13 protein-coding genes are annotated in these 17,761 nt (G+C 60.2%); all 13 read left to right on the top strand.

Features of this window, described 5'->3' with window-relative positions:
* Nucleotides 1-12: 12 nt before the first annotated feature.
* Nucleotides 13-1,428, top strand: coding sequence for a mannose-1-phosphate guanylyltransferase/mannose-6-phosphate isomerase (locus VSR82_RS12215; protein ID WP_321576734.1), 1,416 nt, complete (start codon nt 13-15; stop codon nt 1,426-1,428).
* Between the two features lies 1 nt (nt 1,429).
* The gene (locus VSR82_RS12210) at nt 1,430-2,251 is read left to right on the top strand and encodes an ABC transporter permease (protein ID WP_152850837.1); all 822 of its coding nucleotides are present in this window, start codon (nt 1,430-1,432) and stop codon (nt 2,249-2,251) included.
* 1 nt (nt 2,252) lies between these two features.
* A complete protein-coding gene (locus VSR82_RS12205; RefSeq protein WP_321576738.1) occupies nt 2,253-3,020 on the top strand; it encodes an ABC transporter ATP-binding protein in 768 nt (255 codons plus the stop codon).
* Between the two features lie 101 nt (nt 3,021-3,121).
* The gene (locus VSR82_RS12200; RefSeq protein WP_368585873.1) at nt 3,122-4,516 is read left to right on the top strand and encodes a phenylacetate--CoA ligase family protein; all 1,395 of its coding nucleotides are present in this window, start codon (nt 3,122-3,124) and stop codon (nt 4,514-4,516) included.
* The gene (locus VSR82_RS12195; protein WP_498857716.1) at nt 4,513-6,087 is read left to right on the top strand and encodes a polysaccharide deacetylase family protein; all 1,575 of its coding nucleotides are present in this window, start codon (nt 4,513-4,515) and stop codon (nt 6,085-6,087) included. The genes VSR82_RS12200 and VSR82_RS12195 overlap by 4 nt, the downstream gene beginning before the upstream one ends.
* Nucleotides 6,084-7,205 (top strand): non-hydrolyzing UDP-N-acetylglucosamine 2-epimerase, encoded by a 1,122-nt coding sequence (gene wecB, locus VSR82_RS12190; RefSeq protein WP_368585875.1) that lies wholly within the window; start codon nt 6,084-6,086, stop codon nt 7,203-7,205. The genes VSR82_RS12195 and wecB overlap by 4 nt, the downstream gene beginning before the upstream one ends.
* Entirely contained in the window at nt 7,198-8,454 is a 1,257-nt protein-coding gene (locus tag VSR82_RS12185) for a glycosyltransferase (RefSeq protein ID WP_368585876.1), read from the top strand. The genes wecB and VSR82_RS12185 overlap by 8 nt, the downstream gene beginning before the upstream one ends.
* Nucleotides 8,451-9,422, top strand: coding sequence for a glycosyltransferase (locus VSR82_RS12180; protein ID WP_152850832.1), 972 nt, complete (start codon nt 8,451-8,453; stop codon nt 9,420-9,422). The genes VSR82_RS12185 and VSR82_RS12180 overlap by 4 nt, the downstream gene beginning before the upstream one ends.
* Before the next feature lie 47 nt (nt 9,423-9,469).
* Complete coding sequence (locus VSR82_RS12175; RefSeq protein WP_368585877.1) at nt 9,470-10,624, top strand: 2-deoxy-scyllo-inosose synthase; 1,155 nt, start codon at nt 9,470-9,472, stop codon at nt 10,622-10,624.
* 139 nt (nt 10,625-10,763) lie between these two features.
* Nucleotides 10,764-11,972 carry a glycosyltransferase family 4 protein gene (locus VSR82_RS12170; protein ID WP_429460721.1) on the top strand — a complete coding sequence of 403 codons (1,209 nt, stop codon included), beginning with the start codon at nt 10,764-10,766 and terminating at the stop codon, nt 11,970-11,972.
* A complete protein-coding gene (locus tag VSR82_RS12165; protein WP_368585879.1) occupies nt 11,969-12,721 on the top strand; it encodes an SDR family NAD(P)-dependent oxidoreductase in 753 nt (250 codons plus the stop codon). Before VSR82_RS12170 ends, VSR82_RS12165 begins: the two co-directional genes overlap by 4 nt.
* Nucleotides 12,722-12,806: 85 nt before the next feature.
* The gene (locus tag VSR82_RS12160) at nt 12,807-13,748 is read left to right on the top strand and encodes a glycosyltransferase (RefSeq protein ID WP_498857715.1); all 942 of its coding nucleotides are present in this window, start codon (nt 12,807-12,809) and stop codon (nt 13,746-13,748) included.
* A gap of 26 nt (nt 13,749-13,774) precedes the next feature.
* Nucleotides 13,775-17,569: a glycosyltransferase gene (locus VSR82_RS12155; protein WP_498857714.1), complete on the top strand. Its 3,795-nt coding sequence runs from the start codon at nt 13,775-13,777 to the stop codon at nt 17,567-17,569.
* The last annotated feature ends 192 nt before the right edge of the window (nt 17,570-17,761 follow it).

Genomic DNA, 17,761 nt, shown 5'->3' with positions numbered 1-17,761 from the left:
AGAGAGGAATTTGTGAGTTTGACACCTATCATCCTATGCGGAGGTGCGGGATCCCGACTGTGGCCGGTCTCCCGTGAGCTGCACCCCAAGCCTTTCATTCGTCTTTCGGATGGACAAAGTCTGCTGCAGAAGGCTTTCTTGAGGGCTGTCGCTCTGCCGCATGTGAATGAGGTTCTGACGGTCGCGAACCGCGAACTCTTTTTCAAAGCCGAGGACGAGTTCCGCGAGGTGAATACCGACAATGTGGCCGCGTCGTTCATCTGCGAGCCTTTCGGCCGCAACACCGCCGCTGCGATTGCGGCAGCCGCTCTCCATATCGCCGGAAAGAAAGGCCCGGACGCGGTCATGCTCGTGCTGGCCGCCGACCACCTCATCTCCGACCAGGCCGCTTTTGCGGCTGCCGTCGAGCGCGCAACGGCGCTCGCGCAGGAAGGTAAAATTGTAACGTTTGGTATCCAGCCTGACCGGCCCGAGACGGGTTACGGATACATCGAGGCGGACGGCAACGCGGTCGTGCGTTTTATTGAAAAGCCGCCGCTTGAAACGGCGCGCGAATATGTGGCCTGCGAGCGTTTCTTGTGGAACTCGGGAATGTTCTGTTTCACCGCTGCCGCCATGCTGAGCGAGATGCGTCGACACTGTCCGCAAATCGTCGAGGCGGTCGACGCTTGCATGAAGGTCTCCCGCATTTCCGAGGGCAACGGCTGGACGCAGGTTCAACTCGAACCGAAAACCTTCAGCGCCGTACCGGATGATTCCATCGACTACGCAGTCATGGAGAGTTGTGATAAGGCGGCGGTCGTACCGTGTTCTATCGGCTGGAGCGACATCGGTTCATGGACCGCGCTCAGCGATCTGTGCAAGCCCGATGGCAACGGCAATCGGGTAGAAGGCGATGCGATGCTGCACGACGTCGAGAACTGTTATTTGATGAGCCGCGAAAGGGTCATCGGTGCGGTGGGTGTACAAAACTTGATCGTGATCGATACGCCGGATGCGCTGCTCGTGGCGGACCGGGACCGTGCGCAGGACGTTCGTCACATCTATTCGAAACTCAAGGCCCGCGGCCATGAGGCGCACAAGTTGCATCGCACGGTACATCGGCCATGGGGTACTTATACGGTCCTCGAAGACGCGTCGCGGTTCAAGATCAAGCGCATCGAGGTCAAGCCGGGCGCCAGTCTCAGCCTGCAGATGCATCATCATCGTAGCGAGCACTGGATCGTCGTCAGCGGCATGGCGAAGGTGACCAACGGCGAGAACACGCTATTCGTTTCGACCAACGAGTCGACGTATATTCCTGCCGGCCACAAGCATCGGCTCGAGAACCCTGGCGTGATCGGTCTCGTGATGATCGAGGTGCAGAGTGGCGAATACCTCGGCGAGGACGACATTGTCCGCTTCGAGGACGTGTACGGAAGGGCCTGAGATGGACATAGCAGCAATCGATCGCGGCAAGTCCGACCTTGCAGCTCATAGCGGAAGCGATGACCTGGCGGTCGGAATCAGGTCCGTGCGCGTGTGGGGAACGCTCGGCTGGCACGACATTCGTCAGCGCTACCGCCGCTCGGTCATCGGCCCGTTCTGGTTCACGCTCAGCACGGCCATCATGGTTCTGGTGTTGGGCGCGTTGTACTCGACGCTGCTGCACCAGAACGTCGAGGACTATCTGCCTTATCTGGCCGTGGGGCTGGTCATCTGGGGCTATCTGTCTTCAGTCGCGAACGAGGGCTGCAATGCGTTCATTGGCGCATCCTATCTGATCAAGCAGATACGCATACCGCTGACCATTCATGTGTGCAGAATCGTGTGGCGCAATTTCGTGATTCTGCTGCACAGCCTGCCCGTCGTGGTGGTTCTGCTGATTGTCTTCGGTCGTTGGCCAACTTTCGAGTTCCTGCTGGTGCCTATCGGGTTGTTCATGCTGCTGCTGCATGGCATCTGGGTTGGTGTCACATTGGGTGTGCTGTGTGCGCGTTTCCGCGATATTCCGCCGATCGTGACCAATCTCATTCAGGTGGTTTTCTTTTTTACCCCTGTCATGTGGTCGCCGGAAATCCTGAAAGACCGTGCATGGGTTGCCGAATACAATCCGCTGTATCACCTGATCGAAACGGTGCGTGCGCCGATCACCGGCCGCCCGATCCATTGGGAGTCGTGGGTCTGGTCGATCGGCTTGCTGATCGTCGGCTTTGCTTTTTCGCAGTTCCTGATGCGTCGCGCTCGCAATCGCGTTCCCTATTGGCTTTGATATCGTGAGTTCATCTATTGTTGCCGAGGGAATTTACGTCGAGTTCCCGATTTACGAGAATTCTCATCGTTCTCTGAAAAAGGCTGTGCTGAATCTGACGACGGGCGGTCGCATCGGGCAGGATGCCGGCCATCACGCGATCGTACGGGCTCTCGACGACCTCAATTTCACCTTCCAGGACGGTGAGCGCGTCGGACTCGTCGGGCACAACGGCTCCGGCAAGACGACGTTGTTGCGAACGCTCTCCGGCGTCTATGAGCCGGTGCGTGGCAAGCTGACGGTGCGTGGCAAGATTGCTTCGCTGCTCGATGTGTCGATGGGCCTCGATCCAGATGCCACCGGCTTCGAAAACATCTATCTGCGAGGCGTGATCGACGGTTTGAAGCCGGCCAGGATCCGAGCCAAAATCGATGAAATTGCCGAATTCAGCGATCTCGGCGAATACCTGAATCTGCCGGTTCGAACGTATTCCAGCGGGATGATGCTGCGGCTTGCGTTTGCTATTTCGACCAGCATCGAAGCAGACATTCTGATTATGGACGAATGGCTGAGCGTCGGTGACGCCGATTTCAGCGTCAAGGCTGCGCAACGTCTCGAGACGCTTGTCGGTAATGCATCCATCGTGGTCGTCGCAACGCACGATCCGGGTTTGATCGAGCGGGTCTGCACCCGCAAGATCAGCCTCGAGCATGGGAAAGTGACAGCGGACGAACCGGTGGTTCGTCCGGTGGAAGCGGAAGCTCTGAGCCTTCCGGCTTCGTCCGTTTGACCTGTGTCAAGCGAAAGGCCGCGGCCCGTCCGGGCCGCGTGGCTCGAAGCTTATTCTATTTCGGCTCCTGCTAAACCGGGGCAAAGCTAAGGCATGCATCCATGCGCGCAGATCACCCTCTGGTTCGCTATGGCGAATCGTTGTTTTTGCATCAACCGTTCCGCCTGTTGAAGGGCGTTGCAGGCGCATACGTCGCCTATCCGATTGCCGAAAGCCGGGAAAAGCGCAGCGTGCGGCCGAAGATCGCCGAACTCCGTCGGCACTACCAGCTGCCATTCGAAGCGCGGCGCCGCATCGCGCTTGAGCGCCTCACATCGATCCTGCAATTCGCTGGCGAGCACGTTCCTTACTATCGCGATCTGTTTCGCGAAAAGCAGTTCGATCCCATCAAGGCAGGGAAGGACCCGCGCTATCTGGAAGAACTCCCGTATCTGACCAAGGACGTCATTCGCGAGCAGGGCGCACGCCTGTTCTCTCGCCCGCTTGAAGGTACGCGCCATCACGCCTGCAAGACCGGCGGTTCGACGGGATTGTCCTGCACGATCTTTTACGACCAGGAAGCCGCCGACTATTCGTCGGCCGTCACGTTCTACGCGCGACGCCGCGCAGGCAAGCGCGGTTACCGATCCGAATTGCATTTCGCCTGCCGGTTTCCCGACGAGGTCGTGCCCCAATGGCCATCGCGCGAGGATTTCAAATGCTTCGCGATGAACCGCAGCAACATCTTTTTCGATCGGATCGATGACGAAGGACTCGAGGAGATGTGGCGCACGCTCAAGCGACGCAGGCCTTATCTCGCGCATGGCCACCCGTCGACGATGTACGCGCTCGCATGCTATATCGAGCGCAAATACCAAACCGGCAAAGCCTTCGAAATATTCGAATCCAGCGGGGAGCTGCTCGAGGCGCATCAGCGCGAAGTGATCGAAAGAGCGCTGCGCTGCCGCGTGATCAATCGCTACGGTCTGGCAGAGTTGGGCGTGATGGCCTACGAGCTCGATGGACACCAGAACGGTTTCCAGATCCTCGAATCCGAGGGGTGGCCGGAAAACCGTCCGGTCCCCAGCGATGCGGGCGACGGCGCGGACGGCAGGAATGAACTGGTTTTCACCGGTTTCCGAAACCGCCTGATGCCGCTGATCCGCTATGCCACGGGCGACCTCGCGACCGTCGAAGAACGCAGCACCGGTCTGTTCCTGACCGACGTCGTCGGGCGAATTCACGATGTGGTTCCGATCAACGGCGTCGCACATCCGACGCACCATATTCAGGACATGCTCGACCATCGCGTCGGCGGCATCCAGGAGTTCCAGATCGACCTGCGCACTTCTCCGCCGACACTGCGCATCGTGCTCGAACCGTGGGCGAACGAGGAGGATACGACGCGCAAGCTGAAGGGTTACTGGAAGGACGCCTTCGCGATTTCGTATGTCGGTCACGGCGAACTCCTTCGCGTCGGACGCCGGGCCAAATTCCGCCATGTGGTGACCGCATGATCGGCGTACTCCACTCCTGCGCCTCGAAGGAAGCCGGCGAGTATGTGCTGGCCGCACTGCGCCGCTCGGTCAGCTCGACCGGTGCTCGCGCCATTTCGCCGGGCATGTTGCGCGATCTTGGAGCGACGATCGTTACGGCCGTCGACGTTCCCGATGCATGGGGCGATGCGCTGGTGCAATGGTTGGGCAAACCGCGCAACAAGCTCATCGTATTCGGGCGGCTGCCTCTTTCGCTGGCAAGCGAGCTCGGCTGCCAGGAACGCCCCTGGCCGGACGGCTTCCAGCAGGCAGCGCGCAGTCCTTCGGCTCCCAGTCGCGAGACCGCGCAAAGCCGCGCCGTCGTGCGTTATACGAAACGCGCGTCGCAACTTGGCGGGCGCGCGTGGCTCCGGCCGTTCGAGCGCTTTGACTTTACCGACGAGTGGAACAACCTCGGCTTCGGGGCCATTCGCGCAGACGGCTCGATTTGGGCGACCAGCGCACCGATCGACGCGCCGCAAGATTGCCGTCTCGCTTCGGTGGATATCGACGACGAGCGCGGTTTTACCTATGCCGCGCTGTGGGAACGCGATGCCGCCAGCGTGTTGTGGTTCAACCGGCCAGTTGGACCCATCGATTCGTTCGAATGGCGCCTGGTCGAAAACTTCGTGTCATCGCATCGGAGCGATCGAACCGCATGCCAGCCTGTGCTCACAGAGATTCCTTGGGGCCACGATGCGGCAATCACTTCACGACTCGATTGCGACGAGGACGTCGAATCGGCACGGCCGCTGTGGAATGCGTACCGCCGTCTCGGCGTTCCGTTCTCGCTGGCCGTGCATACGAGCAATCTCGGCAACGAGGCTAATCACAGAATCCTGCGCGAACTGGCCGCCGATCCGCTCGCCGCAATCCTGTCGCATACAGCGACGCACGCGCCCAACTGGGGCGGCTCTTTGGAGGCCGCACTGGTCGAAGGCAGCGAATCCATGCGGCTCATTGAAGAGGTGATTCGCAAGCCGGTGCGGTATGCCGTATCGCCCTTTCACCAAAGTCCGCCCTATGCGCTCGCGGCCCTATCGGATGCGGGCTACGCCGGCTGTATCGGCGGCATCATCCGCAACGACCCCGAGTTCCTGATAGCCCGTGGTGGTGGCCTTGCAGGCCTTCCCGCCGGGTTCATCGGCCATAGCCAGCAAACGATGCTGCATGGCGACTGCATGCTGGCTTCGGGCGACCCGCTCGCGGTATTCAAACAGGCTTTCGATCTGGCCTTCGACAGTCACACGCTATTCGGCTATCTCGATCATCCATTCTCCGAGCGGTATCAATATGGCTGGCCAGACGAGGATGCGCGAATCGAGGCGCACCAGCAGTTCATCGCTTATATGCAGGCGCGGGCTCGCAAGCCGCTCTTCATGCACGAAGACGACGCAATGGATTTCCTGCGCGCGAAATCGCTGGCCAATGTGATTGCCGATGACGGAGCGTGGCGCGTGCAGCTTTCGGCGGCGGCGCCGACGCCGTATGGCATGACGCTCGAATGGCAGGGCGAATCGGTGCAAGCCTTGAACGGGACACGCCTGACATGAAAATCATGGTCGTCATGGGGACGCGCCCCGAAGTCATCAAGCTGGCGCCCGTCGTCGCGGCACTGCGCAAGCAGGTCGATACGATCGTGTGCGCGACCGGCCAGCATCGCGAAATGCTCGCGCAGGCACTGGATTTCTTCGGCATCGTGCCCGATGTCAGTGTGGAAACGATGAGCCCTGGCAGTTCGCTGAACATCCTCTCGGCGCGTCTGCTCACGGAAATGGACGAGGTATTCTCCCGCGTGCGGCCTGACTGGGTCGTCGTGCAAGGTGATACGACCACGGCGTTTTGCGCGGGCCTCGCGGCGTTTCACCGGGGCATTCGGGTCGCCCACGTGGAAGCCGGCCTGCGTACCGGTGACCTGCAGAACCCGTTCCCCGAAGAAGCCAATCGGAGTCTGCTTGGCCGCATCGTCAGCCGTCATTTCGCACCTACGCAACTCGCGCGGCAAAATCTGCTGCGCGAAGGCATCGACGACTCGAAGATCATGGTGACCGGAAATACCGTCGTCGATGCGATCATGATGGCGCGCGATTCGTGGCAGCGCGCATCGCAGAGTCTGGTGCTGCCTGCGGGCGGCGAGGCAGGCCGCGAGACGATCCTGGTGACGTGTCACCGGCGAGAGAATTTCGGCGACACGCTGCTGGGGATTTGCCATGTGCTACGCACGTTGTGCAGCCGATACGGGCAATACCAATGGGTTTTCCCCGTCCATCTGAATCCCGCCGTGCGTGAGCCGGTCATGCAAGAACTCGGCAACATTCGCAATCTCGCACTGATCGAGCCCGTCGATTACCCGTCCAGCTTGTACCTGATGAGCCGCAGTGCGCTGGTGATCAGCGATTCGGGCGGCATCCAGGAAGAGGCGCCGACCTTCGGCGTACCCGTCGTCGTGATGCGCAGTCATACCGAGCGAAGGGAAGGCGTCGATGCCGGCTTCTCGACGCTTGCCGGTCAGCGTCCGGAAAGCATCGAAGCCGCGGTGATCGACTGGCTCGACGATCCGGAGCGGCGCCGGGCGCTGCGCAACCGGCCGAATCCGTATGGAGATGGTCGCGCCTCCGAACGTATGGTGGCGAGCCTGTTGGATCATGCAGTCGAGGCCTTCAATGGGTGAGGGCGTGCACGCCAGGCGGCGAACGACCGATTGCATTCTGTTTTCGACCGCCGATTGGGACGAACCCTACTGGACGAACAAGCAGCACACCGCGCATATCCTCGCGCAGAATGGCTGGCGCGTGCTGTATGTGGAAAGTCCGGGGCTGCGCTCGCCGAAGGTGTCGAGCGGGAAGGATTGGGCAAGAATCTGGCGGCGGCTGTGGAGCGGCTTGCGTTCGAATTTCGTTGCGCCACCGCAGCGCGAGAAAAACGTCTGGGTCCTATCGCCACTGATGATTCCGGCCAGGCATCACATGCCGATGTTCCGGATGTTCAATCAGGCCTTGCTGAAATGGAGCATTGCCCGGTTCACGCGGAAGCATCGGTTTGCCGATCCGCTCGTCTGGACGTATCACCCTTTCATGCTGGGCGCGATCGAAGACTTGCCGCATGGCGCCTTCGTCTATCACTGTGTGGACGATCTGGCGGCCATCCCGGGCGTCGACGTCGAGGCTTTCGATGTCGCGCAGCAGCAATTGTTGGCGCAGAGCAAGGCCGTTTTCACCACGGCAGTCGCGCTTCGCGATCACTGTCTGCGCTACAACGCCAACACTCATTACTTCGCGAATGTGGTGGATGCGCGCCATTTCGGGCGAGCATTCGAAGGAAGCGAACTGCCGCCCGATGTCGCATCGATCCCCGCCCCCCGGCTGATTTATCACGGTGTGCTGTCGGACTTTAAGGTCGACTTTCCGCTGATCCACGAAGCGGCGAAACGGCGACCGGACTGGCAGTGGATTTTTATCGGTGAAGAGCGGGAAGGTCAGCGAAGCGAAATGGTTGCGCGGCTCAGGGCGCTGCCGAACGTTCATTTCCTGGGGTATCGGAGCTATCAGCAACTGCCCTCGTATTTGCGAGGCATGAACGTCGGCCTGCTGCCGACGCTGCTGAACAATTACACCCGGTCGATGTTTCCGATGAAGTTCTTCGAGTACCTCGCGGCCGGGCTGCCGGTCGTCGCGACGCCGCTCGACTTTACGAAGGAACGCCTCGCGGGGCTGGAGGTGGGCGGCTCGCCCGAAGCGTTCATCGCCGCTATCGAGCGGCAGTTGCAACGCGGCAGGCTCGATCCCGTGGAGGCGCGCCAATACGTGGGCGATAATACCTGGGATGCCCGAACCGCTAAAATGCTGGATCTGGTATGGGCCGAGCCGGTCGAGTCGAGCACCGACCCGTTGGCTGGCGACATTAAATGGAGCGTTGAATGACCGATTCGCGTGTACTTATTACCACTTATCCGGCTGCGTTCTTGCATCGCGGCGGCGGTGAGCTCGAACTCGTCGACCTGATGGTGAACCTGCGGCAGCTTGGTGTGCGAGCGGACCTGTATGGCCCGACGGCCCAACCGCTGAACAAATACGACGTCGTGCTGCACTATTCCGTTATCCCAACCGGCATGGAATTCGTTCGCGAAGTCAAGGCGGAGGGCAAGAAGCTCGTGCTGATGCCGAGCCTGTGGTGGTCGAAGGAGCCGTCGCAAGGGGAGAAGAATTCCGCCGCGGCGTTCTTCGCTCTGGCCGACATGATCGTTTTCAAGTCGAAATCAGAGTTTGAGAATGTCAACGCGCACGTTCCCGTCGACCAGTCGAAAGTCGCGTTTTGTCGTTGGGGCGCTGATTCCTGCTTCGAAGAGCTGATCAGCGGCGATCTCTTCAAACAGGCTTATAAGGTCGACGATTATCTGCTGTCGGTCGGTATCATCGAAGAGCGTAAGAACCAGCTTGCGGCTATCCATGCTCTGCGCGACTCCAGAATTCCGCTCGTATTCGTAGGCGACTACCGCGACCGCGAATATTACGAAGCTTGTGTGAAAGCCGCGCCGGCGCACTTCAAGTTCCTCCCGTACCTGGCGCCGAAGTCGGAAATTCTTCGCTCGGCTGTGCGCGGCTGCAAGGCGTTCATCGAAGTGTCGCTCGAGCCCGCCGGCTTCTCCGCGTTCGAGGCGGCGCTGGCACGCGTACCGATGGTGCTGTCGAGCGGGCCGTGGACGCAAGAGCATTTCGGCAACGAACTGGTTCATCAGGTCGATCCGATGTCGACCGAATCGATCCAGAAGGGCGTCGAAGCGGCGCTTAATACGCCGGTGTCGCCCCAGTTGCAGCGCAATGTACACAACCAGTACCTGATGCCGCAATGTCTGGAGCCGTTGGTCCGGGTCTTGCGCGTGCGGTCTTAACCGCGTCTTCAATTCATTCGGCACGGGCTGCCGTGCATCAGATTCATATGAGCGACCAGACAGACGTACGCCACTTCAATTTCCACGCTGACAAGAGGCTGGTTAGCGAGGTCATTGTTCAGAAGGATTCCCTGCGTCATCTCGACGAAATGGGCGTGTTCAACCACATCCGGAAAGAGTCCAAGCACCTGCTGGTGACGGACAAGAATGTGGAAAAGCTGTACCTGCGCCGCGTGCTCGAAGGAATCGAGCGCTCGGGGCGGTCGGTGCGTACGTTGGTCGTGCCGGCAAGCGAAGCCTCAAAGAGCTTCAAGATCTACTCTCAGCTGGTCGAGAAGGCGCTCGACTACGGATTCGACAAGCATTCCGTGATCTTCAGTCTGGGCGGCGGCGTGGTGAACAATCTCGCGGGCTTTCTCGCCTCGACGCTGTATCGCGGTATCGGCCTCGTGCATTTTCCGACGAGCCTGCTGTCGCAGGTGGACGCGGCGATCGACTTCAAGCAGGCGATCAACTTCGATCACGGCAAGAACCTGATCGGCAGTTATTACCCGGCGTCGAAGATCGTGGTCGATCCGCTCGTGCTGCGAACACTCGACGTTCGTCTGATTCGCGACGGCCTTGCCGAAACGATCAAGCATGCGATCTGTCAGGACACCAAATTCCTGTCGTACCTGATGTCCAACAGCGAGCATCTGGTGGATCCGGACTTCCTGACCGAAGTTGTAAAGAAGTCGATTGAACTGAAGCTCGAGGTGATGAGCGGCGATCTCGATTCGGATTACGATGAAACGCTCAAGCAATACGGGCACGCGATCGGCCATGCCGTCGAACACCTGTCCGAGGGCGACGTGTACCACGGAGAGGCGATATCGATCGGCATGTGCGTATCGGCGGAAGTGGCATTGCTGCTCGGCTTGTCCGACGAGGAAACGGTCGAGCTACATTACGACGTGTTCCGCCGTATGGGCTTGCCCACCACGGTACCGGAAGCTTTCTCGCTGTCGGATCTATGGGAAAAAATCCGCTATGACAAGCACTTTTTGAGCGGCAAGGCTTATATGGGTCTCGTCCGGACGGCCGGCGTCATGGCGCCGACCAACAATGGCAACTTCGGTCACTACATTGAGCAATCCGTGATCTTCGAAGCCATCGAAAAGAATCGCCAGCAGGGCCAGCGCGACGCACGGCGCGTCAGCTAACTGCGGTCGACGGGTTGTGCGCGAGTCCGGCATCGAGTCACACGCGATGCCGGACTTTGCGTAGATGGGGGCGACAACCCAGATAGACGATGGATTCCTTTGGGGACAACGTCAAGCACACTATTGATACGAACGGTTCATGCGCCATCGACTATATTTTGACGTGACCGAACTTGCCGGCTTCGACAAGGGCACGGGCATCCAGCGGGTCACGCGGGCATTGCTTCAAGCGTTGAGGCAGCGACCTCCGAAAGACTGGAAAGTAGTGGCCGTACGTGGCGACGGCTCGAGCGGCCGGTTCGTGACGGCGACTTCTCTGGCTGAGCACCAATTGACAGGGCAACCGGAATCGCCCGACGAAATTGCGATCGAGCCCGCTGCGGGCGACATCTTTCTGAGCGTCGACCTCGCGTACAACATCACGCGGTCGTTGCGCGAGGAACTGGTTCGTTTTCGCTCGCACGGAGTCGGCATTTACTTCGTCGTCTACGACCTGATACCTCTGATGTACCCAGAATGGTTCGAAGGGACGAATGCCTGGTTCGAAGGCAATGACTACCTGCAGCTTTTCAACTACTGGTTCGATTGCGTCAGCGAGGAAGGCGATGGACTGATCTGTATCTCGGAGTCGGTGCGAACCGACGTGCAGGCATGGATCAGGCAACATCCGTTGAGGCGCCCCGAGCCGCCTCAGCTAGGTTACTTCCATCTCGGTTCAGACATCGCGGAAAGCATTCCCTCGACTGGACTGCCAGCAGAAGCTGGCGAAGTACTGGCGCGCCTCAAGTCCGCTACGACTTTCCTGATGGTGGGCACGCTCGAACCGCGCAAAGGGCATGAACTGGCGCTCGATGCGATCGAGGCACTGTGGGCCGAAGGCAAAGACGTCAATCTGGTCTTCGTCGGGCGGGCGGGCTGGAAGATCGAGCGGCTGATCGAGCGGCTCAAGACCCATCCGCGCCTGGGCAGGCAGTTGTTCTGGCTCGACGGCATTAGCGACGAGTATCTGAGAGAAGTGTACATGGCGTCGTCGGCGCTGCTTGCGCTGTCGTGCGCCGAAGGCTTCGGCTTGCCGCTCGTCGAGGCCGCGCACTACCGGCTTCCGTTGATCGCCCGCAGCATTCCGGTGTTCCGCGAAATTTGCGCAGATGCGGCGACCTATTTCACCGGTTCGTCGCACACTGAGTTGCACGCGCTGCTTCAGCAGTGGATCAGCCAGCGCGCGAACGGCGAGATACTCTTTCCGGACAACATGGAAGTGCTGTCGTGGCCCGAGTCGGCGATGCAGTTGATGCGCGCAGTCGGAAAGATGCGCGGCGACGAATTTTTCTGGAGTATCGGAACATGACGAAACGCATTCTCGTGACAGGTGCGAGTCGCGGCATCGGGCTGTCGATCGCGCAAACGCTGGCAGGGAAGGGGTATGCTCTGGACCTGTTGACGAGCAGCGAAGCATCGGCAGACGCACTTCGCGGCGAGCCGTTCGTGACCGATATGCAGGCGCGCGTTCATGCGCTGGATCTTGCCGACGCCCAGGCGGTCAGTCGATTCGCGAGCAGCTGGCGGGATGAACTGTGGGCCATTGTCAATAACGCCGGGATTTGCAAGACCTTCGGCCTGCTGGACAGTGGCGACGATCCGTTGGACGAAGTATTGGGCACCAACCTCATCGGCCCATATCTGCTGACGAAGGGCCTGATCGCTCGGCTGGCGCGTCCGGGACGTATCGTCAACATTGCATCGCAACTTGGGCAGGAAGGCCGGGCCGGCTATTCGGCCTATTGCGCGTCGAAGTTCGGCCTGATCGGCATGACGAAATGCTGGGCGAAAGAGCTGGGCGCCGAAGGCATTACCGTGAATGCTGTGTGTCCGGGTTGGGTGGGCACGGAGATGTCATTCAAGGATATCGAACGGATGGCTTCCGAACGAGGTATCAGCGCGCAGCAGTTTTATGAAGAAACCTGTGCGCCGCTCGAGTTGAAGCGGTTCAATACGCCAGCCGAAGTGGCCAACCTGGTGGCGTTTCTTGTTTCGGATGAGGCATCGGGTGTGACGGGGCGTGACTGGTTGATGCATACGGTGTGGAACCAGTCGTGATTCTGCAAATAACAATTGTTGCGTCTCGTGACGCGTTGACTCGGGACAATGAATGAAAGCGCTTTTCTACAACTACCCTTGGGCGATGGACGTCCCCGGCGGCGGTGAGCGGCAGATGGCGGCGTATGCGCATCACCTGCCGCGGTTCGGCGTGCAGGCCGATCTGTACGACATGTGGAACCCCTCGTTGGATGACTATCAGATCTTCCACGCGTTCTCGGTCATGCCCGGCGTTGTCGAAATGTGTGATTTCGCGAAGAAGCGCGGGCTCAAGCTCGTCGTGAATCCGAACCTGTGGATCACGCGCGAGACGAAAGACGACTATCCCTATGCGGCGATATGGAATATCCTGGAATTGGCTGATCGGGTGATCGTCAATTCGCACATGGAAGGCGACGCGTTGAGCGATGTTTTCGGCATCGCGCGCGAAAAATTTCATTGCGTGTACAACGCCGCCGAGGCGGATTTTCTCGTGCCCGCCGACACCAACGTGTTTCGCGAAGCTCACGATATCGATGGCCCGTTTGTACTGAATGTTGCGAATCTCGAGCCGCGCAAAAACCAGCTCGAGTTTATTCGGGTGTTGCGCGAAGAGCGGCCTGACCTGCAGTTCGTCATCGCCGGGGCCGCGCGCGACAAGCAATACGCACGTGCCTGTATCGAGGCGGGTGGCGATCAGTTGAAAATCGTTGGAACGCTTCCGTACGCGTCGGAGATGTTGCGCTCGGCGATGGCCGGTTGCGAGTTCTTCGCCATGCCGAGCCTGCTCGAGACGCCGAGCATCGCTGCGATTGAGGCCGCTGCGCTGGGCGCCAAAGTGCTGCTGACGCAAGTCGGCTCCACGACAGAATATTTCGGTGACTCCGTCACCTGGGTCGATCCGAAGTCAAGAGACTCGTTGCGTGCGGGGATTGCTGCGGCCATCGCATCGTCGCCGGATCGCTCGATATGGGCTGCGCGCCATCGTTTGCTTTGGCCGCTCGTCATGCCTGAAATCGTGCGTTGCTACCGGTCACTGCTCGGATAATCCATCCTGCTCGCGAAGAAATAACTGTGAAAATCGTACTAGACCTTCAAGGTTGTCAATCGGCCAGCCGTTTTCGTGGTATCGGTCGCTATTCGCTCGCGCTCGTCAAGGGTGTGCTACGCAACCGCGGAGACCATTCGATCAAGTTGCTGCTTAATGGTCTATACACCGAAGGACTCGACGAGCTGCGCCAGCAGCTGCAGGCCGATGTGCCTGCCGAAGACATCATCGTTTTCGATGCTGAAGGTCCTGTTGCCGCATTCGATACGGCTAACGAGGCCCGCGCGCGTCTGGCGGAGTTGGCCCGCGAGCGTCTGATCCAGTCGATCAATCCGGACGCGGTGTTCCTCACCAGTCTGTTCGAAGGTTTCGTCGACGACGCGGTAACTTCCGTGGGCTTGCTCGGGGATGGTCCATTCACGGCCGTGACCTTGTACGATCTGATTCCCTATTTGAATCCGGATCCTCACTGGCCCGCTCACTACAAGAATTACTACGATCTCAAGATCGAATCGCTAAGACGCGCAGATCTGCTTCTGTCGATCTCGGATTACGCGCGGTTGGAGTGCCTTGGCGCACTGCCGGAGATGGAAGGCCGAATTGTGAACATGTCGACAGCTTGCGACAGTATGTTCACACCGGGAGGGTTTGCGCCAGGCGAACTTGCTGCGCTACGCGACAAGTTCGGTCTTGCCGAACGGTTCGTCATGAGCGCCGGTAATCTCGAACCGCGCAAGAATTTTGCGCAACTCGTCCGGGCCTTCGCATCGATGCCGGCCGAGCTGCGCAACGGGCGTCAGGTCGTCCTCGTCGGGGGCGCCGACGAAGAGCGGATCAGACAGATCGAGACTCTCGCCGCGGAAGTCGGGCTCGAACCGGATCAGCTGCGCGTACTGGGGCATGTAACGGACCAGGACCTGCTTTCGCTGTATCGGGCATGCGAACTGTTCGTCTTTCCGTCGTTTCATGAAGGCTTCGGGCTGCCGCCGCTCGAGGCGATGGCGTGCGGTGCGGTGGTACTCGGCTCGAATGCGACGAGCGTACCCGAGGTCATCGGGCGCGAAGACGCGATGTTCGATCCGGCGTCGCTTTCGCAGCTTCGCGAGTTGATGACCAAAGCGCTTACTGACGACTCGTTCCGCCAGTCTCTGCGCGCAAGCGCGCTTCAGCAGGCACAGGAATTTTCGTGGGACAAGACGGCGCAGCGCGCCTTGCGCGCGATCGAGTCGGGCGTGGCCGCGCAACTCGAACGTCGTGCACACGATGCGCGGCGCGGTGCCGGGCAGCCCGGTGCCGCGACGCCGGTGGGTCGGCCACGCCTTGCGATGGTGTCGCCGCTGCCGCCCGAACGCACGGGCATTGCCGATTACGTGTCGGAATTATTGCCGACGCTCGGCGAGACGTATGAAATCACTGTGATTTCGGATCAGCAGGGAGATGAAGTTTTGCCCGGCCCAGCGGGCGAGATCTTCGACGTCAAGCCTATCGCGTGGTTCGAACAAAACGCGGACCTGTTCGATCGTGTCGTGTATCAGATGGGCAATTCGCCATTCCACGAACACATGTTCGATCTGATGCGTCGCTATCCCGGCGTTGTCGTGGCGCACGACTTCTATCTGAGTTCGCTGGTGCTCTGGATGGATATGACCGGTCGCGAGCCGGACGCGATGAAGCACGCGCTGGTCCGTTCGCATGGCTACGGCGCGCTCGAGCAGTATGCGCGCGAAGGCGGCCAGGCCGCGAAGCGTCAGTGGCCCTGCAGCGTGGACGTGATGTCGAACGCGCTCGGGGTGATCGTTCACTCGAACTATAGTCGTGAACTCGCCGGCAGTTTCTATGGCAAAGCGTTCATGGGCAAGATGCGCGTCGTCCGTCAGCATCGAGCGGCTGTCGACACCACGCGGCGAAACGAGGCACGACGCAAGCTCGGCCTTGCCAGTGACGATTTCGTCGTCTGCGCGTTCGGCTTCATGGACTTCACGAAGCTGAATCACACGTTGCTCGAAGCGTGGGATCGTTCGGCGCTCGTCAAGGACAAGCATTGCAAACTGATTTTCGTCGGTGGCCGCGAAGAGTCGGACTACGGCCTCAGCATCGACGAGACGATCAGCCGCAGTGAAGGTGCATCGCGCATCACCATCACGGGGTTCGTCGACCACGAGTCGTTCGTCGACTATCTGTCGGTTGTCGACGTGGCGGTACAGTTGCGCACGTGTTCGCGTGGAGAAACGTCCCGCACCGTGCTCGACTGTCTCGTGCATGGTGTTTCGCTGATCGTGAACGCGAACGGTCCAATGGCCGAGTATCCCGATGACACGCTGATCAAGCTCGACGACGAGTTCAAGACCGGCGATCTCGTCGCCGCGCTAGAACGCCTGTGGCGCGACGCGTCGCTGCGCGAGCGGCTCGGCGCACGAGCGAAAGAGTACATCTACGACAATCATGAGCCGCACAAGACCACTGCTGGCTATGCGGCGGTGATCGAGCATGTGTACGAGACGCGGGCGCTTCAGCAGACGAAGCAGACCGCGACCCGGTTCTGGCGTCAGTTCCCGCCTTCCGCGGCGCTGGACCGCCATAGCGTGCAGGTCGCCACCAATCTGCTTGCGTCGCCCGTCAAGCCGAGCATCTACCTGGATATTTCGGCGACCGCTCGCAACGATCTGAAGACCGGCATCGAGCGCGTGGCCCGCTCGCTGCTGCGCGAGTTGCTCGTGACCCCGCCGAACGGCTACAACATCGTTCCCGTGTATCTGAATCAGGAAAACGGCCGCTGGCGCGTGCGGAAGGCGCAGACGTACCTGTCGAAGCAGCCCGGTTACGAGCTTGTCGATCCGATCGACGAGCTCGTCATCCCCGCACGAGGCGATGCGTTGATCGCGCTCGACCTGTACTCGGACGGTGTCGCTGCCGCGGCTGGGAACGGTCTGTATAACTATTGGCGCTCAGCGGGAGCCCAGATCGGGTTCGTTGTACACGACCTGTTGCCAGTTACCCGTCCCGAGTTTTTCCCGCCGTGGGCGCATGACACGCATAAGACGTGGGCTGCGACGATCTGCGCTAACTCCGACATGCTTTTCTGCATCTCCGAACATGTGCGCAAAGACGTCGCTCAATGGCTGGCCGATCACCATGCGTCGCAGGCGCGCAAGCCGGTCCTGCTGGTGTCGCATCACGGTGCTGATGTCAACGCATCGTTCCCGAGCTCGGGTCTGCCCGACGACGCGGAGGCGACCCTGGAGCAGATGAAGCTGCGTCCAACGTTTCTGATGGTCGGCACGATCGAACCGCGCAAAGGGCACTTGCAGGCGGTTCAGGCTTTCGAGCAGCTGTGGAAGGCGGGGGTGGACGTCAATCTCGTGATCGTCGGTTACGAGGGGTGGAAGTCGTTGCCTGCCAGCGACCGGCGCACCATTCCCGCGACGGTCGAGGCGATCCGCAACGCCCCGGAACTCGGCAAGCGCCTTTTCTGGCTGGAAGGCATCAGCGACGAATATCTCGAACGGGTCTATGCCGTTTCATCCTGCCTGCTATCGCCGTCGGAAGGTGAGGGGTACGGTTTGCCGCTGATCGAAGCTGCCAAGCACGGTCTTCCCATGATCGCGCGTGACATCGAGGTTTTTCGCGAAGTCGCGGGCGACGCGGCTTTCTATTTCACCGGCACGCAGGCGGCGGATCTCGAGCAGGCCATTCACCGCTGGCTCGAATTGCACGCGCAAGGCAAGGTGCCGGACCCGCGTCGTCTCACATTCGACACGTGGGCGCTGAGCGCACAACGCTTTGCTCGTCTGGCCGCGGCGCAATTGCAGCAACGCGCGTAGCCGCATGTCGGCAGTCTTGCGCGACAGGATGTCCGGTCGTGACCGTGCGGTGGAGAACGCTGCCCGGGCTCGGCCACGTTCTCGCGAATCCACGAGCCCGCTCTTTTACCGGCTGGGCGACGAAATCCACCAGACCACGCGACGACGGAATCGGACGCCCAGCGCGGAGCGCTCCGTAACCATGCGTGTCTG

Source organism: Burkholderia sp. JPY481 (assembly GCF_038900515.1).
Taxonomy (GTDB): Bacteria; Pseudomonadota; Gammaproteobacteria; order Burkholderiales; family Burkholderiaceae; genus Paraburkholderia; species Paraburkholderia youngii.
Note: the sequence above shows the minus strand (reverse complement) of the source record. Positions and strands in the feature narration are given on the sequence as shown.

Coding starts and splice junctions, on each gene's coding strand:
- VSR82_RS12210 (WP_152850837.1), top strand. CDS start 1,430: ATGGACATAGCAGCAATCGATCGCGGCAAGTCCGACCTTGCAGCTCAT.
- VSR82_RS12200 (WP_368585873.1), top strand. CDS start 3,122: ATGCGCGCAGATCACCCTCTGGTTCGCTATGGCGAATCGTTGTTTTTG.
- VSR82_RS12195 (WP_498857716.1), top strand. CDS start 4,513: ATGATCGGCGTACTCCACTCCTGCGCCTCGAAGGAAGCCGGCGAGTAT.
- wecB (WP_368585875.1), top strand. CDS start 6,084: ATGAAAATCATGGTCGTCATGGGGACGCGCCCCGAAGTCATCAAGCTG.
- VSR82_RS12185 (WP_368585876.1), top strand. CDS start 7,198: ATGGGTGAGGGCGTGCACGCCAGGCGGCGAACGACCGATTGCATTCTG.
- VSR82_RS12180 (WP_152850832.1), top strand. CDS start 8,451: ATGACCGATTCGCGTGTACTTATTACCACTTATCCGGCTGCGTTCTTG.
- VSR82_RS12175 (WP_368585877.1), top strand. CDS start 9,470: ATGAGCGACCAGACAGACGTACGCCACTTCAATTTCCACGCTGACAAG.
- VSR82_RS12170 (WP_429460721.1), top strand. CDS start 10,764: ATGCGCCATCGACTATATTTTGACGTGACCGAACTTGCCGGCTTCGAC.
- VSR82_RS12165 (WP_368585879.1), top strand. CDS start 11,969: ATGACGAAACGCATTCTCGTGACAGGTGCGAGTCGCGGCATCGGGCTG.
- VSR82_RS12160 (WP_498857715.1), top strand. CDS start 12,807: ATGGACGTCCCCGGCGGCGGTGAGCGGCAGATGGCGGCGTATGCGCAT.